Origin of the sequence: Burkholderia sp. AU31624, assembly GCF_020420065.1 — a bacterium.
GTDB lineage: Bacteria > Pseudomonadota > Gammaproteobacteria > Burkholderiales > Burkholderiaceae > Burkholderia.
Genome location: NZ_JAIZRT010000010.1, coordinates 311,770 through 333,842, shown reverse-complemented (window position 1 = coordinate 333,842; position 22,073 = coordinate 311,770). Strand labels below are relative to the sequence as shown.

The window sequence follows — 22,073 nt, the reverse complement described above, 5'->3', positions numbered from 1 at the left end:
ACCGTGAAACGACTCTACGCCGATGATAGTGCGGATTCCCGTGTGAAAGTAGGTAATCGTCAGGCTCCCTAAGCCAGAAACCCCCGCCCGAAAGGCGGGGGTTTTTGCATTTCAGCGGCGGAAATGCACGGGGGCGCGGAGTGGTAGCCTGGCTGGAGTTTCCCCATCGCCTGTCCAAGTAGAAGCGCTCGCCGCTCCCGGCACGCCAATCAGCCAGTATCATCCGCGATCCCTTGGCCTATTGCTGCTATCTCCGATCAAGGCTGCAATTTCTCTCTCCCGCACCTCGGGCAGCACACTCGTAGGTGATTAGCTTGCCAAAGTCGACAACGAGCGTCGGGTCGCCATGCAAATACGCCGGGACGACGCACCGAACCACCGAAACTGAACCGATTCCCCCATCGCGTTTCGGCCAAATACCTCAGACACCGTACGAAATGAACGCTTTATTCGGCGTGTCCACGTAAAATTTGCGAATCCCCATCTCTGCACACAAAACGATGAACGCCGCCATTCAGGTAGCTAGGGCCGTTTGCCCGCATGATTGTCCGGACACGTGCGCAATGCGTGTGACTGTCGAAAACGGCAAGGCGATCAAGGTCACGGGCGATCCCGACCATCCGCCGACACAAGGCGTGTTGTGTACGAAAGTCAGCCGATACGCCGATCGCGTTCATCACCCCGACCGCCTCACCGTCCCGCTCAAGCGCGTCGGCGCCAAAGGGGAAGGGCATTTCGTACCCATCAGCTGGGACGAGGCGTTCGATGAGATCGGCCGTCGTCTCGGTGAAATCGCGGCGCGCGCGCCGGAAGCGATCATGCCGTACAGCTACGCAGGGACGATGGGGCTCGTGCAGGGGGAGGGCATCGCCCAGCGATTCTTCCACAAGCTCGGCGCCTCGCGGCTCGAACGCACGATCTGCGCGGCGGCCGGTGCAGCGGGGTTACGTTACACCTATGGCGGCAGTCTCGGCATGCACCTCGAGCATTTCGAGGAAAGCGAGCTGATTCTGATTTGGGGAGCAAACCCGATCGCGTCGAGCCTGCACTTCTGGACGCGCGCGCAGGAAGCGAAGCGCCGAGGCGCACGTCTTGTCGCCATCGATCCGTATCGTTCGCTGACAGCCGAGAAGTGTCATCAGCACATCGCGTTGAAGCCTGGTACCGACGGCGCGTTCGCACTCGGCATGATGCACGTGCTGATGACCGAAGACCTGCTCGATCACGATTACATCGCAAGCCATACGCTCGGCTTCGACGCGCTCAAGGAGCGGGCGATGTCCTATCCGCCGGAACGCGTTGCGCAGATCTGCGGGATCGACGCGTCGGAGCTGATCGACCTTGCACGTCGTTACGGTGCCACCCGCAAGGCATCGATCCGCCTCAACTACGGCATGCAGCGCGTTCGCGGCGGTGGCAACGCCGTACGCGCGATCGCAAGCCTGCCAGCGCTGACGGGCGCCTGGCGGGACCGCGCCGGCGGGCTGTTGCTCTCGTCGTCGGAATCCGCGCCGGTCAACCAGGCTGCGCTGCTTCGCCCGGATTTGATGCCGGGCTGGCCGCACAAACTGCCGCGCATCATTAACATGAACGCAATCGGCGACGCGCTACTGCATCCGGGCGATGCCACCTTCGGGCCGAAGGTCGAAGCGGTGATCGTATACAACTCGAATCCGGTGGCGGTCGCGCCGGATTCATCGAAGGTCGCGGCAGGGTTTGCGCGTGACGATCTGTTCACAGTTGTTCTCGAGCATTTCAAGACAGATACCGTCGATTTCGCCGATATTGTGTTGCCGGCTACCACCCAGCTCGAGCATCTGGACATCCACAAATCGTACGGTCACACCTACGTGATGGCGAACCTGCCGTCGATTCCTCCGGTGGGAGAGACACGGCCGAATACGGAGATCTTTCGTGGCATCGCGCGCAGCATGGGGCTCGACGAGCCGGCGCTTTATCACAGCGACGAAGAGGTCGCGCGCGCGGCGCTCCGCTGGGACGATCCGGTGCTCGATAGCGATTGGGACACGCTCAAGCGCGATGGCTGGTTGAAGCTCAAGCTGCCGGAGGCGCCGTTCGCGAACGGTGGTTTCCGCACGCCGTCCGGCAAGTGTGAGTTCTACAGCCCCCGACTCGAGCAGATGGGCGCGGATCCCGTGCCCGACTACCTGCCGCCATTCGAGTCGGCCGAGGCCGCGCCCGAGCTCGCCGCGCGCTATCCGCTCGCGATGATCTCGCCGCCGGCTCGCCACTTCCTGAACAGTACGTTCGTGAACGTCGACAGCCTGCGTCATACCGAAGGCGAGCCACATCTCGACATCCACCCGTCTGACGCCGACGCGCGCGGGATCGCGGAAGGTGACGTCGTTCGCATCTTCAACGACCGCGGATCGATGCAGGCGCTCGCGACAGTTACCGATCGCGCCCGCGCGGGGCTCGTCGTCGGGCTGTCGATCTGGTGGAAGAAGCTGTCGCCGGACGGCAGGAACGCGAACGAAGTGACGAGCCAGGCACTCACCGATCTCGGCAATTCGGCGACGTTCTACGACTGCCTTGTGGAAGTTGAGCGCATTTGATCGGATATCCCCGTATGATCAGACGAATTTCCATGGAAGTTCGAAGTGGACATCTAACCCTGTTGTCTCGGAACGAGCGAGCCGTTACGATGCGTTTTAGCACGACCATTCGAAAATCAGTGAGGAGACGCGCGGTATGGACAAAATTTGGCTGAAATCGTACCCACCCGGCGTTCCAGCCGAAATTGACGCGTCTCCTTATCCCTCTGTTCCCGACCTGCTCGACGAAAGCTTCCGGCAGTATCGCGACCGCACGGCATTCGTCTGCATGGGCAAGGGCATCACGTACGGCGAACTCGACAAGCTGTCGCGCCAGTTCGGCGCATGGCTGCAATCGCGCGGGCTTGCGCGCGGGGCGCGCGTCGCGATCATGATGCCGAACGTGCTGCAATACCCCGTGGCGATCGCCGCGGTACTGCGCGCGGGCTACACCGTCGTCAACGTCAACCCGCTCTATACGCCGCGCGAGCTCGAGCATCAACTGAAAGACAGCGGTGCGGAGGCGATCGTCATCCTCGAGAATTTTGCATCGACGCTGCAGGCCGTCATCGCGAATACGAGCGTCAAGCACGTCGTCGTCGCTTCGATGGGCGATCTGCTGGGCATCAAGGGATGGCTCGTCAACTACGTCGTGCGCAACGTGAAAAAGATGGTGCCTGCCTGGCAGCTGCCGTCGTTCACGCGCTTCAAGGCCGCGCTGTCGGAAGGTGCGCGCCAGGCATTCAAGGCGCAGAAGATCGGCCCCGATGACGTCGCGTTCCTGCAATACACGGGCGGTACGACCGGCGTGGCGAAGGGGGCGACGCTGCTGCACCGGAACATCGTGTCGAACGTGCTGCAGGCGGGCGCCTGGCATCATCCGGCTCACGAGAAGTTCCCGGACGTGAAACAGTTCGTGACCGTTGTCGCGCTGCCGCTGTATCACGTGTTCGCGCTGACCGTCTGCGGCTTCCTGACGATGCGTACCGGTGGCATGGGCATCCTGATCCCGAATCCGCGCGACATCGCCGGCATGATCAAGGAGCTGAAGGGCTACCAGATCTCGACGATCCCGGCGGTCAACACGCTGTACAACGCACTGCTGAACCACCCGGAATTCAATCAGCTCGACCTGTCGAAGCTCGTGATCGCCAACGGCGGCGGCATGGCGATCCAGGAAGGTGTCGCGAAACGCTGGTATGAAAAGACCCATACCGCGATTATCGAAGGTTACGGGCTGTCTGAAACGTCGCCGGTGGCGACCTGCAACCCCGTGACGGCGACCGAGTACAGCGGGACGATCGGCTTGCCGCTGCCGTCGACCGAGGTGGCGATTCGCGACGACGCGGGCAACGACGTCGCGCTCGGCGAACCGGGCGAGATCTGCATCCGCGGCCCGCAGGTGATGGCCGGTTACTGGAACCGGCCGGACGAGACCGCGAAGGTCATGTTCGCGGACGGCTTCTTCAAGACGGGCGACGTCGGCGTGATGGACGCGCGAGGTTACGTGAAGATCGTCGACCGGAAGAAGGACATGATCCTCGTGTCGGGCTTCAACGTGTACCCGAACGAAGTCGAGGACGTGGTGGCGTCGCATCCGGGCGTGTTCGAGGTGGCGGCGGTCGGGGTACCCGACGAGCATTCCGGCGAAGCCGTGAAGCTGTTCGTCGTGAAGAAGGATCCGGCGCTCACCGACAAGGACATCCTCGCTTACTGCAAGGAGCGGCTCACCGGCTACAAGCGGCCGAAGCTGGTCGAGTTCCGTACGGAGCTGCCGAAAACGAACGTCGGCAAGATCCTGCGGCGCGAACTGCGTGACGGACGCGCGTAACGGCGGCCGATCGGAACGAAAAAACCCGGCCTGTGCCGGGTTTTTTGTTTGCGACCGGAAGAGGCTGTTTCCGCGCGAGGCGGCTTCTGGGGGAGGTGTTCGATACGGCGGTAATGCGCTACGACGCGGCAAGGACGGCACGGTGCCTCCTCGACGAGCGCATCGTAGTCGATACGATTCGCTGCGCTCCGGCTTCGCGGCTGCACCGACCGGAAAAGAAAAAGGCGCCCGAAGGCGCCTTCAATATGCTGCGGCTTGTCAGGCAAGCTGATTAGAACTTGTGACGGATACCGACGCGTGCTGCGACCTGGTTGCTGGTGCTCGAACCTGCGAGACCGTTGATCGCTGCGGTTGCCTGGATCACGTTGCCGTTCGCGTCGAGCACGTTGCCCGATGCGTGCTGGTACACGCCGATCGCGTAGACGTCGGTGCGCTTCGACAGGAAGTAGTCGACACCCAGCGAGCCCTGGTGGTACTTGGCTGCCGAGCTGCCGTTGATCTTGCTGCCTTGCGTGTAGTCGTACGCTGCGCCGAGAATCAACGCCGGGGTCAGCTGATACTTGAAGTTGAGTTCGCCGTTGTTGAACGTCGCGGACTGGTTCACGAACGGGCCTGCCGAGAAGCCCTTGAACTTCGTGTTCGAGTACGTTGCACCGATCGTCGCTGCGCCGAACGTGTAGGCGCCGCCGGCACCGATGACCTGGTACGCGTTCGCGTTGTTCGCGTACGCGCCGTAGATCGGCGACGAGACCGACGAAGACGCCGAGCCGTTGTTGAACATGCCGCCGAACTGGTTCGGCGTGCGTGCGTTCAAGTAGCCGACGCCCAAGACCAGCGGGCCGTTGTTGTAGCCTGCGCCGAGCGACCAGACCTGGTTCTTCGAGAACTGGCCTGCCTGACCGCCGAAGCTGTACAAGCCGCCGAACGAGAAGCCGCCGTAGGTCTGGCTCGTGAACTTGACTGCGTTGTTCACGCGATACGCGTTGTTGAAGTTGTCGAGGTCACCCGGGTGAGCAGCGATGTAGCCACCCCATTGGTCGCCTGCCTCGAGCGGGCCGACGAAGTCGACGACGGAGTCGTATTGACGACCCAGCGTGACCGTACCGTACTGGCTCGACAGGCCGACGTAAGCCTGACGACCGAACATCAGGCCGCCCTGACCGAGCTTGCCGCTGTTCACGTCGAAACCGTTTTCGAGGGTGAAGATCGCCTTCAGGCCGCCACCGAGGTCTTCGGTGCCGCGCAGGCCGAAGCGGCTGCCTTGCATCACGCCGCTGGCCATGCTGTACAGGTGCTTGCCGCCCGCGTTGTTGTTGAAGAGCAGGCCTTCATCGATGATGCCGTAAAGCGTCACGCTGCTTTGCGCATGGGCAGCGCCAGCAAACGCGCCCAGCGCGACGAGCGCGAGAAGCGACTTTTTCATTAACGGATCTCCAAAATTCACTGAATTTTTTCTGGCGGGGCGGATAGTTATGTTCTGTTGACGGGCCCCATCAACTTCGCAAGAAGTCGCACGTAATGTAGCAAAACCGTTTTTTGCCACAAAGCGAAATGCCGCAGCTCAAGGTCGCCATGTTTCCTTTATGCAACAATGGTTAAAATCACGGGTTAACCGCAATTTCCGCTGAATAATCAAGTCGGTTACGCAGCGGACTCGTGCCCTTGCCGCTCGCGGCAGCACCTGCAGCCAGGAGAACAGGATGGTGTTGGATGAACTGATCAGCGAATTCGATCGCGGCCTGCGATCGCTGACCGGCATTAGCCGGATGAGCCGGCCGGTGCCCGCGCCGGCGGAGGCGCCGACCGTCGAGCTGACGCCTGCGGAGCGTACGCATGCCGCCGGGCTGATGCGCGTGAACCACGTCGGCGAGGTCTGCGCGCAGGCGCTGTACCAGGCGCAGAAACTCACCGCGCGCACGGCGTCGGCGAAGGCGATGTTCGAGGAGGCCGCACGCGAGGAGGAGGATCACCTCGCGTGGACCGCGCATCGCCTGAAAGAACTCGACTCGCGCCCGAGCCTGCTGAACCCGCTCTGGTATGCGGGTTCGCTCGCAATCGGCGTGGCGGCCGGCGCGCTCGGCGACAAGGTCAGCCTCGGCTTCATGGCCGAGACCGAACGGCAGGTCGAGAGCCATCTCGAAGGCCACATGTCCGAGTTGCCGGCGGCCGATACCGCGTCGCGCGCGATCGTCGACCAGATGCGTATCGACGAGGTGAAGCACGGCAAGGCCGCGGCCGACGCAGGCGGGATCGAGCTGCCGCTGCCCGCGCGGATGCTGATGCGCGCCGCGTCGAAAGTCATGACGAGCACTGCGTACTATCTGTGAGATTCCCACCGGGGCGATGCGTGACGTCGCCCCGGTTCCCCGCCGCTGATACCGCCCGTTTATTCCTCGTTTTCCCGCCCCCGAAAGCCCCGTCCGCACACCCGTCTGGCCTGTCTTTCTCACGTATCACCTTCACAAGTTGCACTAGCTCATTCATTTATAACGGTTTTTGGAATGAGGGGGCGCATGAGCATGTGCGCGTAAGTCCTTGTTCTAACTAACAAAATTCGTCAAAAAAGCGGGCCGCTCCCTTGACCGTGCCACACCCTTCCTCTAAAGTGGGAGACAGTGTGAGAAAGTGTATTTTTGTGTGATTTGGCGGGCTATTCCGGCTAAATTCTCAGCATGTAGCGGGTGCTTCGGTGCCCTGAACGGGAGAGCGGAAAGTGTTCCAAGGGGCGTCGGCGCTGACGCTCGATGCGAAAGGGCGGATGTCGGTGCCGGCTCGCTATCGCGAAGCGCTGCAAGGACAGGCAGAAGGACGGGTGACTGTGACCAAGCACCCGGACGGCTGCCTGTTGCTGTTTCCGCGCCCCGAATGGGAGGTATTCCGCGCCAAGATCGCCGCGCTGCCGATGGACGCGCACTGGTGGCGGCGCATTTTTCTCGGCAATGCGATGGATGTCGATCTCGACAGCGCGGGCCGGATTCTCGTATCGCCCGAGCTGCGCATGGCAGCCGGACTGGAAAAGGAAGTCATGTTGTTGGGAATGGGTAGTCACTTCGAGCTGTGGGATTCGCAAACCTACAACGCGAAGGAGCAGGCAGCGATGGCGCAGGGCATGCCCGACGCGCTGAAGAATTTCACGTTCTGATTGCGGTGACGGAGACGCCCGCGATGGGAAACGAATTGCAGCATCGGACCGTGTTGTTGGACGAAGCGGTCGAATCGCTCGTGACGCGACCGGATGGCGTTTATGTCGACGGTACGTTCGGGCGCGGCGGCCATAGCCGCGCGGTGCTCGCGCGGCTGGCGCCGGGCGGGCGGCTGATCGCGTTCGACAAGGATCCGAGGGCGATCGAGACGGCGCAGGGTATCGAGGATGCGCGCTTCTCGATCGTGCATGACAGCTTTGCATCGATGCGTGACGCGCTTGCGGCGCGCGGCGTCGAGAAGGTGTCGGGGGTGTTGCTCGACCTGGGCGTGTCCTCGCCGCAGGTGGACGATCCGGCGCGCGGCTTCAGCTTCCGCGCCGATGGTCCGCTGGACATGCGGATGGATCCGACGCGCGGCGAGTCGGCGGCGGAATGGCTCGCACGGGCTTCGGTGCAGGAATTGACGGAGGTGATACGGGATTATGGGGAAGAACGGTTTGCTTTTCAGATTGCAAAGGCGCTTGTTGCTCGCCGGGCAGAGTCCGACCGTCTTGGGCCTCTCGACACCACGGGCGAGCTTGCCCAAATCGTGGGTCACGTCGTCAAAACCCGTGAGAAGGGCAAGGATCCGGCAACCCGCACCTTTCAGGCTATACGGATTCACGTCAATCAAGAGCTTGCGGACCTGCAAGTCGTACTAGACGCGGCATTGTCGTTGCTGGAGCAAGGGGGGCGGCTGGTGGTCATCAGCTTTCATTCACTCGAGGACCGGATCGTCAAGCGATTCATGCAGGCGCACGCGAGTGCGCCTGCGGTCGATCGTCGCCTGCCGATCCGCGCCGTCGACCTCCCGAGCCCGCCGCTCAAGATCATCAGCCGCCAGTTTCCGAATGAAGCGGAAGTCGCTGCGAATCCGCGCGCCCGCTCCGCCGTGATGCGCATTGCGGAGCGCGTCACGCCATGAGCCGCTTCAACATCTTCCTGCTGATCATCGTGATGGGTTGCGCGCTATCGGTCGTCAATTCGACGAACCAGCAGCGCCAGATCTTCATCCAGCTGCAGCGTGCGCAGTCGCAGGAGCGTCAGCTCCAGCAGGACTACGCGCAGCTTCAATATCAGCAGAGCGCGCTGTCGAAGACGTCGCGCATCGAGCAGCTCGCGAACGATTCGCTGAAGATGCAGCCGATCACGACCGGCCGCACGCAATACCTGACGCTGCCGCCCGGCGCCGCGAAGGCGATCGATGCGCCGATCCCGGCTTCGGCGGACACGGTCGGCAAGGGCAAGGGAGGCGCGCGATGAAGCCGTCCCAGAAGCGCCAGAACGTGAAGTTCTCGTCGAGCCCCGTGCTGGGCGTGCATCTGCCGATGTGGCGCTCGAAGCTCGTCGTGTTCCTGCTGTTCATGGCGTTCGTCGCGCTGGCCGCGCGCGCGTTCTGGATCCAGGGGCCCGGCAACGCGTTCTATCGGAAGCAGGGCGAAAGCCGCTACCAGCGCACGATCGATCTGCCGGCGACGCGCGGCAAGATTCTCGACCGTAACGGGCTCGTGCTCGCGACGAGCCTGCCCGTGCGCGCGATCTGGGCGATTCCCGACGCGGTGCCGGACGATCTCGATGCCGACAAGGTCAACCAGCTCGGCAAGCTCCTCGGCATGACGTCGAAGGAACTGCGCGTGAAGCTGTCGGAAGACAAGGGTTTCGTCTACGTCAAGCGCCAGGTGCCGATCGACGTCGCGGACAAGGTCGCCGCGCTCGACATTCCCGGCATCTATCAGCGCAACGAATACAAGCGCTTCTATCCTGAAGGCGAGATCACCGCTCACCTGATCGGCTTCACGAACGTCGAGGACGAAGGGCAGGAGGGCGTCGAGCTGGGTGACCAGAAGATGCTGTCCGGTACGTCTGGCATGCGTCGCGTGATCAAGGACCGGATGGGGCACATCGTCGAGGACGTCGCCGAGCAGATCCCGCCGCACAACGGCACCGACGTCGACCTGTCGATCGACAGCAAGATCCAGTACATCGCGTACGCGAACCTGAAGGCCGCCGTCGAGAAGTTCAAGGCGAAGGCCGGCGCGGCGATGGTCGTCGACGTGCGCACCGGCGAGGTGCTCGCGCTCGTCAACTACCCGACGTACAACCCGAACGACCGCTCGCGTATGACGGGCGAGCAGTTGCGCAACCGGATCATGACCGACGTGTTCGAGCCCGGCTCGATCATGAAGCCGTTTACGGTGTCGCTCGCGCTCGACCTGCACCGCGTGACGCCGAACACGCTCGTCGAGACGGGCAACGGGCATTTCGTGCTCGATGGCGCGCCGATCACCGACGACGCGGGTTTCGGCACGTTGACGGTCGGCGGCGTGATCCAGAAGTCGAGCAACATCGGCGCGACGAAGATCGCGATGACGATGCGGCCCGAGGAAATGTGGAATATGTATACGAGCATCGGCCTCGGCCAGGCGCCGAAGGTCGGGTTCCCGGGTGCAGTGGCCGGCCGCCTGCGTCCGTGGAAGAGCTGGCGCCGCATCGAGCAGGCGACGATGTCGTACGGCTACGGCCTGTCGGTGTCGCTGTTCCAGCTCGCGCGCGCCTACACGGCGATCGCGCATGACGGCGAACTGATGCCCGTGACCATTTTCAAGACCGACCCCAACCAGCCGGTCGTCGGCACGCAGGTGTTCAACCCGACCACCGCGCGCGAAGTGCGCGCGATGCTCGAGACGGTGGTGGCGCCGGGCGGCACGTCGCCGGATGCGGCCGTGCCGGGCTATCGCGTCGGCGGCAAGAGCGGTACCGCGTACAAGCATGAAGGGCACGGCTACACGCGCAAGTACCGCGCGTCGTTCGTCGGGATGGCGCCGATGCCGAATCCGCGCATCGTCGTCGCGGTATCGGTCGACGAGCCGACCGCCGGCAGCCACTTCGGCGGCCAGGTGTCCGGCCCCGTATTCTCGGCGATCGCCGGCGACACGATGCGTGCGCTGAACGTGCCGCCGAACATGCCGATCAAGCAGCTCGTCGTGTCTGACGATTCGCCGGCAGCACCTTCTGCGACGGGGCCGCAAAAGCTGCCCGCGGGTGGCGGTGCGAAGCATATGATCGTGTCCAGCACGACGCGTAATTCACCAGGAGTTGTTCGATGAGCGCCGCTCGCAGTTCCCATCCGGCGCATCAGCAGATCGCAGCCGCGCTTGCGTGGCTGCGTCAGCATGTGGCCCCCGCAGCGCAACTGCATGCCGACACGCGCAGCCTCGAGGCGGGCGACGTGTTTTTTGCGTATGCAGTCGACGGGGCCGACAACCGCGCATTCATTGCCGAAGCCGTCGCGCGCGGTGCGGCCGCCGTGCTGTATCAGCCGGAAGGGCTGGCCGCTGCGCCGGCGGTGCCTGTCGCACTGGCCGTGCCGGCGCTCGACCAGCTCGCCGGCGAGATCGCCAGCGGCTGGTACGGCGATCCGAGCGACAACCTGCTCGCGGTGGGGGTGACCGGCACGAACGGCAAGACCTCGTGCACGCAGTGGATTGCCACCGCGCTGACGGCGCTGCACCAGCCGTGCGCGGTGATCGGCACGCTTGGCACCGGGATGCCCGGCCAGCTGGTGCCGACCGGTTTCACGACCCCCGACGCACCGCAACTGCAGCGCAGCCTGGCGCAATTGTGCGACGCGGGCGCGAAGGCCGTGGCGATGGAGGTGTCGTCGCACGCGCTGCACCAGGGGCGCGTGAACGGTACGGCTTTCGACATCGCGGTGTTTACGAACCTCACGCAGGATCACCTCGACTATCACGGCACGTTCGACGCGTACGAAGCCGCGAAGGCGAAGCTGTTCGCATGGCGGGGCTTGCGCGCGGCGGTCGTCAACCGCGACGACGCAGCAGGTCGGCGCCTGCTCGAGAAACTGGCCGGTCGCGTGCGTACGATCGCGTACGGGATCGGCGATGCACCGGTGCCGGACGCCGATCGCGAACTGGTCGCGCTCGACGTGCGCGCCACCGCGACCGGCACGGCGTTCCGCCTGCGTTCGTCGTGGGGCGACGCGGACGTCGAGGTCGGCACGCTCGGCACGTTCAACGTCAGCAACCTGCTCGCGGTGCTCGGTTCGCTGCTCGCGGCCGATGTGCCGTTCGACGCGGTGCTCGCCGAGATCGCACGGCTCGAGTCCGTCAACGGCCGGATGCAGCGGCTCGGCGGCCGGCTGCAGAACGACGAACCGCTGGTCGTGATCGACTACGCACACACGCCCGACGCGCTCGAAAAGACGCTCGACGCGCTGCGCCCGATCGCTACGGCACGCGGCGGGCGGCTCGTCTGCATGTTCGGCTGCGGCGGCGATCGCGATGCGACGAAGCGCCCGCTGATGGGCGCGATCGCGGAGCGGCTCGCCGATGAAACCGTCGTCACGAGCGACAACCCGCGCAGCGAGGATCCGCAGCGCATCATCGACCAGATCGTCGCAGGCATGACCGCGCCCGATCACGCACGCCGTATCGAGGATCGCGCGAGCGCGATCCTGCAGGCCGTGCGCGGCGCAGCACGCGAGGATGTCGTCGTGCTGGCCGGCAAGGGCCACGAGGCCACGCAGGAAATCATGGGCAAGAAGCGCACGTTCTCCGACCAGGATCACGCGCGGCTCGCGCTGGCAGCACGCGCGACGCACGGCAAGGGAGGCGCCGAATGACGATGCTCAGTCTCGGCGAAGCCGCTCGCCTGATCCCCGGCGCAACTGTTCACGGCGACGCGGGCGTCACGTTCGACCGCGTGTCGACGGACAGCCGCACGGCCGGCCCCGGCGACCTGTTCGTTGCATTGAAAGGCGAGCGCTTCGATGCGCACGACTTCCTCGGCGATGTCGCCGCGCGCGGGGCTGCCGCGGCGCTGGTCGCGCACGTGCCGGCGGGCGTCACGATGCCAGTGATCGAAGGTGGTGAAACGCGTGCTGCGCTCGGCGCGCTTGCGCATGGCTGGCGCCAACGATTCGCACTGCCGCTCGTCGCGGTGACGGGCAGCAACGGCAAGACGACCGTCAAGGAAATGATCGCGTCGATCTTCGCGGCGGCGGTCGGCGCCGATGCGCGGCTCGCGACGGCCGGCAACCTGAACAACGATGTCGGCCTGCCGCTGACGCTGCTGCGCCTGTCGGCCGCGCATCGTCTCGCGGTGATCGAGATCGGGATGAATCACCCGGGCGAGACGGAGGTCCTTGCGCGCCTTACCGCCCCGACGGTCGCGCTCGTCAACAACGCGCAGCGCGAGCACCAGGAGTTCATGGCGACGGTCGAAGCCGTCGCACTCGAGCACGCGGCCGTGATTCACGCGCTGCCGCCGGACGGCATCGCGGTGTTCCCGGCCGATGACGCATACGCGGGCATCTGGCGCGTTGCGGCAACCGGCAACCGGATCCTCGATTTCGCGCTGCACGATGCCGAACGGCAAAGCGACGCGCAGGTCACGGGCCGCCTGCACGGCGGCGAACTCGCGATCGACACGCCCGCGGGCGCCGTCACGGTGCGGCTGCGTGCGCTCGGCGAGCACAACGCGCGCAACGCGCTGGCCGCTACGGCCGCGGCGCTGGGCGCCGGCGTCGCGCTGTCGGCGATCAAGCAGGGCCTCGAATCGTTCGAACCGGTCAAGGGCCGGCTGCAGGTGAAACAGGCGATCGCAGGCAGCCTCGCGGGCGCAACGGTCGTCGACGATACGTACAACGCGAATCCCGATTCGATGCGTGCCGCGATCGACGTGCTCGCCGCGCAACCGGCGCCGCGCGTGCTGGTGATCGGCGACATGGGCGAGGTCGGCGACGAAGGCCCGGCCTTCCATCGCGAGGTCGGTGCCTACGCGCGCGAGCGCGGAATCGACGCGCTGTTCGCGCTCGGCGACGCGTCGCGCGATGCCTGCACCGCGTACGGCGACACGGCCCGCCATTTCGGCGACGTCGGCGCGCTGGTCGGCGCATTGCTCGGGGCGGGTTACGGCGCGCAGGCGACGCTGCTCGTGAAGGGCTCGCGGTACATGAAGATGGAGCGCGTGGTCGACGCGCTGACGAACCAACCCGCGGCGGGCACGACGCCCGCTGCACACTGAGTAGAAGGAAGGAAGCATGCTGCTGGCGCTGGCGCAATGGCTGCAAGGAGACGCAAGCTTTTTGCGCTTGTTCACGTACCTCACGTTCCGTGCGGTGATGGCCACCATCACCGCGCTCGGGATCGGGCTCGTGTGCGGACCGTGGGTGATCCGCAAGCTGACGCAAATGAAGGTCGGTCAGGCCGTGCGCAAGGACGGCCCGCAGACGCACCTGGTCAAGTCCGGCACGCCGACGATGGGCGGCGTGCTGATCCTGATCGGCATCGCGGTCGCGACGCTGCTGTGGGGCGACCTGACGAACCGTTTCATCTGGATCGTGATGCTCGTGACGTTCGGTTTCGGCGTGATCGGCTGGGTCGACGATTACCGCAAGGTCGTCCACAAGGACCCGCGCGGGATGTCGTCGCGCGAGAAGTATTTCTGGCAATCGGTGATCGGGCTGTTCGCGGCCGTCTACCTCGCCTTCAGCGTGTCCGAGGCGAACAACGTGCGCGTGTTCGACCTGTTCATGGCATGGGTGAGGAGCGGCCTGTCGATGGGGCTGCCGGCACGTGCCGACCTGATGCTGCCGTTCCTGAAGTCGATCAGCTACCCGCTCGGCGTGTGGGGCTTCATCGTGCTGACGTACTTCGTGATCGTCGGCGCGAGCAACGCGGTGAACCTGACCGACGGCCTCGACGGCCTCGTGATCATGCCGGTCGTGCTGGTCGGTGCGTCGCTGGGTGTGTTCGCGTACGTGATGGGCAGCGCGGTCTATTCAAAATACCTGCTGTTCCCGCACATTCCGGGCGCGGGCGAATTGCTGATCTTCTGTTCGGCGATGGGAGGGGCAGGGCTCGCGTTCCTCTGGTACAACACGCACCCCGCGCAGGTGTTCATGGGTGACGTCGGCGCGCTGGCGCTCGGCGGCGCGCTCGGCACGGTCGCGGTGATCGTACGCCAGGAAATCGTGCTGTTCATCATGGGCGGCATCTTCGTCGCGGAAACGCTGTCGGTGATGCTGCAGGTTTCGTGGTTCAAGTACACGAAGAAGCGCTACGGCGAAGGGCGGCGCCTGCTGAAGATGGCGCCGCTGCATCACCATTTCGAATTGTCCGGCTGGAAGGAGACGCAGGTGGTCGTGCGTTTCTGGATCATCACACTGATGCTGTGCCTGTTCGGTCTGACCACCCTCAAGCTGCGGTAAAGGAAAGGTAACAAGGATGTCTGGCGAGATGTTTGGAGATCGGCAACGGCCGATGGTGCTCGTACTGGGGCTCGGGGAATCGGGTCTCGCGATCGCGCGATGGTGCGCGAGGCACGGGTGCCGGCTGCGTATTGCCGATACCCGCGAGGCGCCGCCGAACCTTGCCGCGCTGCAGGCCGAAGGCATCGATGCGGAATTCGTCGGCGGGGCATTCACGCCTGCGCTGCTCGACGGCGGCGTCGAGCTCGTCGGGCTGAGCCCCGGGCTGTCGCCGCTCGAACCGGCACTCGCGTCGCTGGTCGCGGCCGCGAACGAACAGGGCGTCGCGGTGTGGGGCGAGCTGGAATTCTTCGCGCAGGCACTGCGTGCGCTCGGCACGAGCGGCTACCAGCCGAAGGTGCTCGCGATCACGGGCACCAACGGCAAGACCACGACGACGAGCCTCACCGGCCTGCTGTGCCAGCGCTCGGGCAAGAAGGTCGCCGTCGCAGGCAATATCAGTCCTGCGATGCTCGACCGGCTCGCCAGTGCGATCGACGAGACCGCGCTGCCCGACGTGTGGGTGCTCGAACTTTCGAGCTTCCAGCTCGAGACCGCGCGCACGTTCGCGCCCGATGCGGCCGCGATCCTCAACATCACGCAGGACCACCTCGACTGGCACGGCAGCTTCGACGCGTACGCGCAGGCAAAGGGCCGGATCTTCGGCGCGACGACCACGCGCGTGCTGAACCGCGACGATGCGACGGTGATGAGGTTCGCCCCGGCAGCCGGCGCGGCCGACGCGCCGCGCACGGTCACGTTCGGCCTGAGCGAACCGGTGCAGGACGGCGACTACGGGCTGTCGCGCGATAACGGTATCGCGTGGCTGGTCGAAGCGGTCGATCGCGACGCCCCGGATGAAACCGCGACGACGACCCGTCGGCGCAAGCGCGATGCTGCGCATACGCCCGACATCGCGCAGAAGCGCCTGATGCCGGCCGACGCGCTGCGCATCCGCGGGCTGCACAACGCGGCGAACGCACTGGCCGCATTCGCGCTCGCACGCGCGATCGACCTGCCGGCCGCGCCGCTGCTGCACGCGCTGCGCGAGTACCGCGGCGAAGCGCATCGCGTCGAAGTGATCGCGACGATCGACGACGTGGACTACGTCGACGACAGCAAGGGCACGAACGTCGGCGCGACGGTTGCCGCACTCGACGGGCTGGCGCAGAAGATCGTGCTGATCGCGGGCGGCGACGGCAAGGGGCAGGATTTCGCACCGCTGGTTGCGCCGGTCGCGCGCTGGTGCCGTGCGGTGATGCTGATCGGCCGCGACGCACCGGCGATCCGCGACACGCTCGCCGAAACAGGCGTGCCGCTCGCCGACCACACGACGCTCGAAGGTGCGGTGCACGCGGCAGCCGACCTCGCGGAGCCCGGCGATGCGGTGCTGCTGTCGCCTGCCTGCGCGAGCCTCGACATGTTCAGGAACTACGCCCATCGCGCGGATGTGTTCCGCGCGGCGGTCGACGAAATCGCCATCGACAAAGGAGCGACGCCATGAGCTGGTCCGATCGCCTCGTCTCCCGTTTCAACGATCGTCGCGACACCGGCGGCAATGCCGCGGGCGGCCGCGTCGCGTCGGCCACGCGCGCCGCGACGGGCGGCCTCGCGAGCGTCGTCAACGGCGTGCGCCCGAGCCGTTCGCGGATGCTCGACTTCGACTACTCGCTGCTGTGGGTCGCGATCGCGCTGCTCGGGCTCGGCGTCGTGATGGTGTATTCGGCGTCGATCGCGATGCCCGATTCGCCGAAATACGCGTCGTATCACGACTACGCGTTCCTGATGCGCCACTGCATCTCGCTCGCCGTCGCGTTCGTCGCGGCGGTGGTCGCGTTCCGCGTGCCGGTGTCGACGTGGGACAAATACGCGCCGCAACTCTTCCTGATCGCGCTCGTCGGCCTCGTGATCGTGCTGATCCCGCACGTCGGCAAGGGTGTGAACGGTGCGCGCCGCTGGATTCCGCTCGGCATCACGAACATGCAGCCGTCGGAAATCATGAAGCTCGCGGTGACGATCTACGCGGCGAACTACACGGTGCGCAAGCAGGAATACATGCAGAGCTTCGCCAAGGGCTTCCTGCCGATGGCGTTCGCGGTCGGCTTGGTCGGTGCGCTGCTGCTCCTCGAGCCGGACATGGGCGCGTTCATGGTGGTCGCGGCGATCGCGATGGGTGTGCTGTTCCTCGGCGGTGTGAACGGCAAGTTGTTCGGCGGCCTCGTCGCGACCGCGATCGGCACCTTCACGATGCTGGTGTGGCTGTCGCCGTGGCGTCGCGAGCGGATCTTCGCGTACCTCGATCCGTGGGACGAGCGCTACGCGCAGGGCAAGGCGTACCAGCTCACGCATTCGCTGATCGCGTTCGGCCGCGGCGAGTGGTTCGGCGTCGGCCTCGGCGGCAGCGTCGAGAAGCTGAACTACCTGCCGGAAGCGCATACCGACTTCATCCTCGCGGTGATCGGCGAGGAGCTCGGTTTCGTCGGCGTGCTGGTCGTGATCCTGCTGTTTTACTGGATCGTGCGCCGCGCGTTCGAGATCGGCCGCCAGGCGCTCGCGCTCGATCGCACGTTCGCGGGCCTGATGGCGAAGGGTATCGGCATCTGGTTCGGCGCGCAGACCTTCATCAACATGGGCGTGAACCTCGGGCTGCTGCCGACCAAGGGCCTGACGCTGCCGCTCGTGAGCTACGGCGGCTCGGGCATTTTGCTGAACTGCGTCGCGCTCGCGGTGCTGCTGCGGGTGGACTATGAAAATCGCGTACTGATGCGGGGAGGGAAGGTATGACCTCCCCGCGTCAGTACGCGATTTCGGTGAAGGCTAACTTCGTGCGCGGAGCGCGCGAAGTTAAGCGAAGCGGCCGTAGCCAAAACATTCGTTCATTCTTGCTGATGCGGGGAGGGAAGGTATGACCGCGTCGCAACGCACGCTGATGGTGATGGCAGGCGGCACCGGCGGCCACGTGTTCCCGGGGCTCGCGGTCGCGCACCGGATGGAAGCGGCGGGCTGGCGCGTCGTGTGGCTCGGCAATCCGGCCGGAATGGAAGCGACGCTCGTGCCGAAGCACGGCATTCCGATGGAATACGTGCGGTTCGGCGGGCTGCGCGGCAAGGGCCTGAAGACCAAGCTGACGCTGCCGTTCAACCTGCTGCGCGCATGCGGGCAGAGCCTCGCCGCGCTGCGGCGCGTGCGGCCCGACGTCGTGCTCGGGATGGGCGGCTACATCACGTTCCCGGCGGGCGTGATGACCGCGCTGTCGGGCCGTCCGCTCGTGCTGCATGAACAGAATTCGATCGCGGGCCTGACGAACAAGGTGCTCGCGAAATTCGCGAAACGCGTGCTCGTCGCGTTCCCCGGCGCGCTGCCGCACGCGGAATGGACGGGTAACCCGATTCGCGCGGAACTTGCCGGCACGCAAGCGCCCAAAGCACGCTATGCATCGCGCAGCGGCCCGCTGAACGTGCTGGTCGTCGGCGGCAGCCTCGGGGCGGCCGCGCTGAATGAAGTCGTGCCGCGCGCGCTGGCGATGCTGGCGCCGGGCGAACGCCCGCGCATCGTGCACCAGGCCGGCGCGAAGCACATCGAAGCATTGAAGGCGAATTACGAAGCGGCCGGTTTCGCGGCCGGCGAGGACGTGCGGCTCGTGCCCTTCATCGACGACATGGCGGCCGCGTATGCGGCGGCGGATCTCGTGATCTGCCGGTCAGGGGCGATGACGGTGTCGGAGATCGCGGCGGTGGGCGTGGCGGCGCTGTTCGTGCCGTTCCCGTACGCGGTCGACGATCACCAGACGAGCAACGCCGCGTTCCTTGCCGATGCGGGCGCGGCCGTGCTGGTGCAACAACGCGACCTGTCGGCGGAATTGCTTGCCGACTGGCTGCGCGGCCAGTCGCGGGCATCGCTCGCGGACATGGCGGAACGTTCGCGCTCGCTGGCGAAGCCCGAGGCCACCGACGAAGTCGCGCGCGTGTGCGCGAAGGCGGCCGGCGCGAACCTGGAACAACTTAAATGAAACAACCCCCACGCTCACTTCGTTCGCTTGGGGGGGCGCAGCCCCCCCATAAAGCCTGTCCATCGGGATTTGGGGCGGCCCGGCGGAGGCTGACATGAAACACATCGTCAAACACATTCATTTCGTCGGGATCGGCGGCGCGGGCATGAGCGGCATCGCCGAAGTGCTCGTCAACCTCGGTTACGAGGTCAGCGGCTCGGACCTGTCGCGCAACGCGGTGACCGATCGTCTCCAGGCGCTCGGCGCGCGGATCGCGATCGGCCACGACGCGGCGAACATCGAGGGTGCGAACGCGGTCGTCGTGTCGACGGCCGTGCGTTCGGACAACCCGGAAGTGCTGGCCGCGCGCGCGAAGCGCGTGCCGATCGTGCAGCGTGCGGTGATGCTGGCGGAGCTGATGCGCCTGAAGCAGGGCATCGCGATTGCCGGCACCCACGGCAAGACCACGACGACGAGCCTCGTCGCGAGCGTGCTCGCGGCGGGCGGGCTCGATCCAACCTTCGTGATCGGCGGGCGCCTGATCAGCGCCGGCGCGAACGCGCGGCTCGGCACGGGCGACTTCATCGTCGCCGAGGCCGACGAGTCGGACGCATCGTTCCTGAACCTGTATCCGGTGATCGAAGTCATCACGAACATCGACGCCGACCACATGGACACCTACGGCCACGATTTCGCGCGGCTCAAGCAGGCGTTCATCGAATTCACGCAGCGCCTGCCGTTCTACGGCAGCGCGGTCGTGTGCGTCGACGATCCGAACGTGCGGCAGATCATCCCGTTCATTTCGAAGCCGGTCGTGCGCTACGGGCTGTCGCCGGACGCACAAGTGCGCGCCGAAGACATCGATGCACGCGACGGCCGCATGCATTTCACGGCGATCCGCGAAGGGCGCGCGCCGCTCGCGGTCGTGCTGAACATGCCGGGCCTGCACAACGTGCAGAACGCGCTCGCGGCGATCGCGATCGCGACCGATCTCGGCGTGTCGGACGACGCGATCCAGCTGGCGCTGGCGGAATTCAACGGCGTCGGCCGGCGCTTCCAGCGTTACGGCGAGGTGCCGACCGCGGACGGCGGCCAGTACACGCTGATCGACGACTACGGCCATCACCCGGTCGAGATGGCCGCGACGATCGCGGCCGCGCGCGGCGCGTTCCCGGGGCGCCGCCTCGTGCTGGCGTTCCAGCCGCACCGTTACACGCGCACCCGCGACTGCTTCGACGATTTCGTCAACGTGCTGTCGACGGTCGACGCGCTGGTGCTGACCGAAGTCTACGCGGCGGGCGAGGCGGCGATCTCGACCGCCAATGGCGACGCGCTGTCGCGTGCGCTGCGCGCGGTGGGGAAGGTTGACCCGGTGTTCGTCGCGACGGTCGACGACGTGCCGGACGCATTGGCGAAGGTCGCGCAGAACGGCGACGTGGTGATCACGATGGGCGCGGGTTCGATCGGCGGCGTGCCGGCGAAGGTTGCGCAGCACACTCAACAGAAGGCATGACATGAGCGGGATTGATCCGAAACGTTTCGGCAAGGTGGCGGTGTTGTTCGGCGGCGAGTCCTCGGAGCGCGAGGTGTCGCTCACGTCGGGCAAGCTCGTGCTGCAGGGCCTGCGCGACGCGGGCATCGACGCGCACCCGTTCGACCCGGCCGAGCGCCCGCTGGCGGCGCTGAAGGATGAAGGGTTCGTGCGCGCGTTCAACGCACTCCACGGCGGCTACGGCGAGAACGGCCAGATCCAGGGCGCGCTCGATTTCTACGGCATTCGCTACACGGGCAGCGGCGTGCTCGGGTCGGCGCTCGGCCTCGACAAGTTCCGCACGAAGCTCGTGTGGCAGCAGACGGGCGTGCCGACGCCGCCGTTCGAGACGGTGCTGCGCGGCGACGACCTCGCGGCGCGCGCGACGGACATCGTCGCGAAACTCGGCCTGCCGCTGTTCGTGAAGCCGGCGAGCGAGGGCTCGAGCGTGGCGGTGCTGAAGGTGAAGACGGCCGACGCGCTGCCGGCCGCACTCGCGGAAGCCGCCAAGCATGACCCGATCGTGATCGTTGAGAAGAGCATCGAGGGCGGCGGCGAGTACACCGCCTGCATCGCCGGCGATCTCGACCTGCCGGTGATCAAGATCGTGCCGGCCGGCGAGTTCTACGACTATCACGCGAAGTACGTCGCCGACGACACGCAATACCTGATTCCGTGCGGGCTGCCCGCCGACAAGGAAGCGGAGCTCAAGCGCGTCGCGCGCCGGGCGTTCGACGTGCTCGGCTGCACCGACTGGGGTCGCGCGGATTTCATGCTCGACGCCGACGGCAACGCGTACTTCCTGGAAGTGAACACCGCGCCGGGCATGACCGACCACTCGCTGCCGCCGAAGGCCGCGCGCGCGGTCGGCATCAGCTATTCGGAGCTGGTCGTGAAGGTGCTGTCGCTCACGCTCAACGACTGACGCAGGAACGGAACGACGTATGTGGAACAACGTTCGCCAACTCAACCTTGCCGCCAGCGCGCTGTATGCGCTGCTGCTGCTCGTGTTGGCGGCGGCCGGTTGCTACTGGCTGATCCAGCGCCCGACGTTCGCGCTGCGGGAAATCCGGATCGACGGCGACACCGAGCACATCAATTCACCGACGGTGCGCGCGGGCGTGGTCGGCCGGCTGAAGGGCAATTTCTTCACGGTCGATCTCGACGCCGCACGCGCCGCGTTCGAGCAGATGCCCTGGGTGCGCCATGCGAGCGTGCGCCGGGTGTGGCCGAATGCACTGGCTGTCACGCTCGAGGAGTACAAACCGCTCGGGACCTGGGGCAGCGACCAGCTCGTGAGCGTCGATGGCGAGCTGTTCACCGCGAACCAGGGCGAGCTGGAGCAGGAACTGCCGGCGTTTGACGGTCCGGAGGGCAGTGCGAAGGAAGTCGTCACGCGGTATCGCGACTTCGGGAAATGGTTTGCGCCGCTGAAGGCGGCGCCGGAAGAAGTGACGCTGTCGGCGCGGTACGCGTGGACGGTGAAGCTGTCGAACGGCATGCAGGTCGAGCTGGGCAAGGAACGCAACAGCGAGTCGCTGCATGACCGGAGCCAGCGCCTGGTCGCCGCATGGCCGGCCGTCACGGAACGCTGGGGCAACGACATCGAGTACGCGGACCTGCGCTATCCGAACGGATTCGCGATTCGCGCGGCAGGCATGCGGTTCCTGACCGATACCGACAAGCGCAAGAAGTAACGAGAGATCACACGCAAGA

Annotated in this window: 17 protein-coding genes; 16 read left to right on the top strand and 1 reads right to left on the bottom strand. The window is 65.6% G+C overall.

The features are described from left to right. Positions 1-500: 500 nt before the first annotated feature. A complete protein-coding gene (locus LGM89_RS32020; protein WP_226275082.1) occupies positions 501-2,576 on the top strand; it encodes a molybdopterin-dependent oxidoreductase in 2,076 nt (691 codons plus the stop codon). Between the two features lie 136 nt (positions 2,577-2,712). Beyond that, positions 2,713-4,386 (top strand): long-chain fatty acid--CoA ligase, encoded by a 1,674-nt coding sequence (locus LGM89_RS32015; protein ID WP_089494036.1) that lies wholly within the window; start codon positions 2,713-2,715, stop codon positions 4,384-4,386. Positions 4,387-4,657: 271 nt separating this feature from the next. On the opposite strand, the gene LGM89_RS32010 is transcribed toward LGM89_RS32015, so the two are convergent. Next, entirely contained in the window at positions 4,658-5,809 is a 1,152-nt protein-coding gene (locus tag LGM89_RS32010; RefSeq protein ID WP_226275080.1) for a porin, read from the bottom strand. Between the two features lie 277 nt (positions 5,810-6,086). Here LGM89_RS32010 and coq7 point away from each other — a divergent pair, with 277 nt between their 5' ends. The 14 genes from coq7 to LGM89_RS31940 all read left to right on the top strand — a co-directional run bounded on the left by coq7 (position 6,087) and on the right by LGM89_RS31940 (position 22,054). Further along, the gene (gene coq7, locus LGM89_RS32005) at positions 6,087-6,713 is read left to right on the top strand and encodes a 2-polyprenyl-3-methyl-6-methoxy-1,4-benzoquinone monooxygenase (protein WP_226275078.1); all 627 of its coding nucleotides are present in this window, start codon (positions 6,087-6,089) and stop codon (positions 6,711-6,713) included. A 386-nt stretch (positions 6,714-7,099) separates the two neighbouring features. Further along, positions 7,100-7,528 carry a division/cell wall cluster transcriptional repressor MraZ gene (gene mraZ, locus LGM89_RS32000; RefSeq protein ID WP_006487094.1) on the top strand — a complete coding sequence of 143 codons (429 nt, stop codon included), beginning with the start codon at positions 7,100-7,102 and terminating at the stop codon, positions 7,526-7,528. A gap of 23 nt (positions 7,529-7,551) precedes the next feature. Further along, the gene (gene rsmH, locus LGM89_RS31995) at positions 7,552-8,493 is read left to right on the top strand and encodes a 16S rRNA (cytosine(1402)-N(4))-methyltransferase RsmH (protein ID WP_226275075.1); all 942 of its coding nucleotides are present in this window, start codon (positions 7,552-7,554) and stop codon (positions 8,491-8,493) included. Then, positions 8,490-8,831 carry a cell division protein FtsL gene (ftsL, locus tag LGM89_RS31990; RefSeq protein WP_069255674.1) on the top strand — a complete coding sequence of 114 codons (342 nt, stop codon included), beginning with the start codon at positions 8,490-8,492 and terminating at the stop codon, positions 8,829-8,831. Before rsmH ends, ftsL begins: the two co-directional genes overlap by 4 nt. Beyond that, positions 8,828-10,675, top strand: a complete 1,848-nt coding sequence (locus tag LGM89_RS31985; protein WP_089494040.1) for a peptidoglycan D,D-transpeptidase FtsI family protein — start codon at positions 8,828-8,830, stop codon at positions 10,673-10,675. The genes ftsL and LGM89_RS31985 overlap by 4 nt, the downstream gene beginning before the upstream one ends. Beyond that, positions 10,672-12,210: a UDP-N-acetylmuramoyl-L-alanyl-D-glutamate--2,6-diaminopimelate ligase gene (locus LGM89_RS31980; RefSeq protein ID WP_089494041.1), complete on the top strand. Its 1,539-nt coding sequence runs from the start codon at positions 10,672-10,674 to the stop codon at positions 12,208-12,210. The genes LGM89_RS31985 and LGM89_RS31980 overlap by 4 nt, the downstream gene beginning before the upstream one ends. After that, positions 12,207-13,613 (top strand): UDP-N-acetylmuramoyl-tripeptide--D-alanyl-D-alanine ligase, encoded by a 1,407-nt coding sequence (locus LGM89_RS31975; RefSeq protein WP_089494042.1) that lies wholly within the window; start codon positions 12,207-12,209, stop codon positions 13,611-13,613. Before LGM89_RS31980 ends, LGM89_RS31975 begins: the two co-directional genes overlap by 4 nt. A 16-nt stretch (positions 13,614-13,629) precedes the next feature. Then, positions 13,630-14,799: a phospho-N-acetylmuramoyl-pentapeptide-transferase gene (mraY, locus tag LGM89_RS31970; RefSeq protein ID WP_006477019.1), complete on the top strand. Its 1,170-nt coding sequence runs from the start codon at positions 13,630-13,632 to the stop codon at positions 14,797-14,799. 28 nt (positions 14,800-14,827) lie between these two features. After that, positions 14,828-16,342, top strand: coding sequence for a UDP-N-acetylmuramoyl-L-alanine--D-glutamate ligase (murD, locus tag LGM89_RS31965; RefSeq protein ID WP_226204256.1), 1,515 nt, complete (start codon positions 14,828-14,830; stop codon positions 16,340-16,342). Next, complete coding sequence (gene ftsW / locus LGM89_RS31960) at positions 16,339-17,622, top strand: putative lipid II flippase FtsW (protein ID WP_089439163.1); 1,284 nt, start codon at positions 16,339-16,341, stop codon at positions 17,620-17,622. Before murD ends, ftsW begins: the two co-directional genes overlap by 4 nt. Positions 17,623-17,743: 121 nt before the next feature. Continuing rightward, entirely contained in the window at positions 17,744-18,847 is a 1,104-nt protein-coding gene (gene murG, locus LGM89_RS31955; protein ID WP_089424422.1) for an undecaprenyldiphospho-muramoylpentapeptide beta-N-acetylglucosaminyltransferase, read from the top strand. 94 nt (positions 18,848-18,941) lie between these two features. Then, positions 18,942-20,339: a UDP-N-acetylmuramate--L-alanine ligase gene (gene murC, locus LGM89_RS31950; RefSeq protein ID WP_226275073.1), complete on the top strand. Its 1,398-nt coding sequence runs from the start codon at positions 18,942-18,944 to the stop codon at positions 20,337-20,339. 1 nt (position 20,340) lies between these two features. After that, positions 20,341-21,282: a D-alanine--D-alanine ligase gene (locus tag LGM89_RS31945; protein ID WP_089424424.1), complete on the top strand. Its 942-nt coding sequence runs from the start codon at positions 20,341-20,343 to the stop codon at positions 21,280-21,282. A gap of 19 nt (positions 21,283-21,301) precedes the next feature. Further along, positions 21,302-22,054 carry a cell division protein FtsQ/DivIB gene (locus LGM89_RS31940; protein ID WP_011350842.1) on the top strand — a complete coding sequence of 251 codons (753 nt, stop codon included), beginning with the start codon at positions 21,302-21,304 and terminating at the stop codon, positions 22,052-22,054. Positions 22,055-22,073: the final 19 nt, after the last annotated feature.

What these genes read in the sequence shown, in the direction of transcription:
- LGM89_RS32020 (WP_226275082.1), top strand. Translation starts at nt 501, where the DNA reads ATGAACGCCGCCATTCAGGTAGCTAGGGCCGTTTGCCCGCATGATTGT.
- LGM89_RS32015 (WP_089494036.1), top strand. Translation starts at nt 2,713, where the DNA reads ATGGACAAAATTTGGCTGAAATCGTACCCACCCGGCGTTCCAGCCGAA.
- LGM89_RS32010 (WP_226275080.1), bottom strand. Translation starts at nt 5,809, where the DNA reads ATGAAAAAGTCGCTTCTCGCGCTCGTCGCGCTGGGCGCGTTTGCTGGC.
- coq7 (WP_226275078.1), top strand. Translation starts at nt 6,087, where the DNA reads ATGGTGTTGGATGAACTGATCAGCGAATTCGATCGCGGCCTGCGATCG.
- rsmH (WP_226275075.1), top strand. Translation starts at nt 7,552, where the DNA reads ATGGGAAACGAATTGCAGCATCGGACCGTGTTGTTGGACGAAGCGGTC.
- ftsL (WP_069255674.1), top strand. Translation starts at nt 8,490, where the DNA reads ATGAGCCGCTTCAACATCTTCCTGCTGATCATCGTGATGGGTTGCGCG.
- LGM89_RS31985 (WP_089494040.1), top strand. Translation starts at nt 8,828, where the DNA reads ATGAAGCCGTCCCAGAAGCGCCAGAACGTGAAGTTCTCGTCGAGCCCC.
- LGM89_RS31980 (WP_089494041.1), top strand. Translation starts at nt 10,672, where the DNA reads ATGAGCGCCGCTCGCAGTTCCCATCCGGCGCATCAGCAGATCGCAGCC.
- LGM89_RS31975 (WP_089494042.1), top strand. Translation starts at nt 12,207, where the DNA reads ATGACGATGCTCAGTCTCGGCGAAGCCGCTCGCCTGATCCCCGGCGCA.
- mraY (WP_006477019.1), top strand. Translation starts at nt 13,630, where the DNA reads ATGCTGCTGGCGCTGGCGCAATGGCTGCAAGGAGACGCAAGCTTTTTG.
- murD (WP_226204256.1), top strand. Translation starts at nt 14,828, where the DNA reads ATGTTTGGAGATCGGCAACGGCCGATGGTGCTCGTACTGGGGCTCGGG.
- ftsW (WP_089439163.1), top strand. Translation starts at nt 16,339, where the DNA reads ATGAGCTGGTCCGATCGCCTCGTCTCCCGTTTCAACGATCGTCGCGAC.
- murG (WP_089424422.1), top strand. Translation starts at nt 17,744, where the DNA reads ATGACCGCGTCGCAACGCACGCTGATGGTGATGGCAGGCGGCACCGGC.
- murC (WP_226275073.1), top strand. Translation starts at nt 18,942, where the DNA reads ATGAAACACATCGTCAAACACATTCATTTCGTCGGGATCGGCGGCGCG.
- LGM89_RS31945 (WP_089424424.1), top strand. Translation starts at nt 20,341, where the DNA reads ATGAGCGGGATTGATCCGAAACGTTTCGGCAAGGTGGCGGTGTTGTTC.
- LGM89_RS31940 (WP_011350842.1), top strand. Translation starts at nt 21,302, where the DNA reads ATGTGGAACAACGTTCGCCAACTCAACCTTGCCGCCAGCGCGCTGTAT.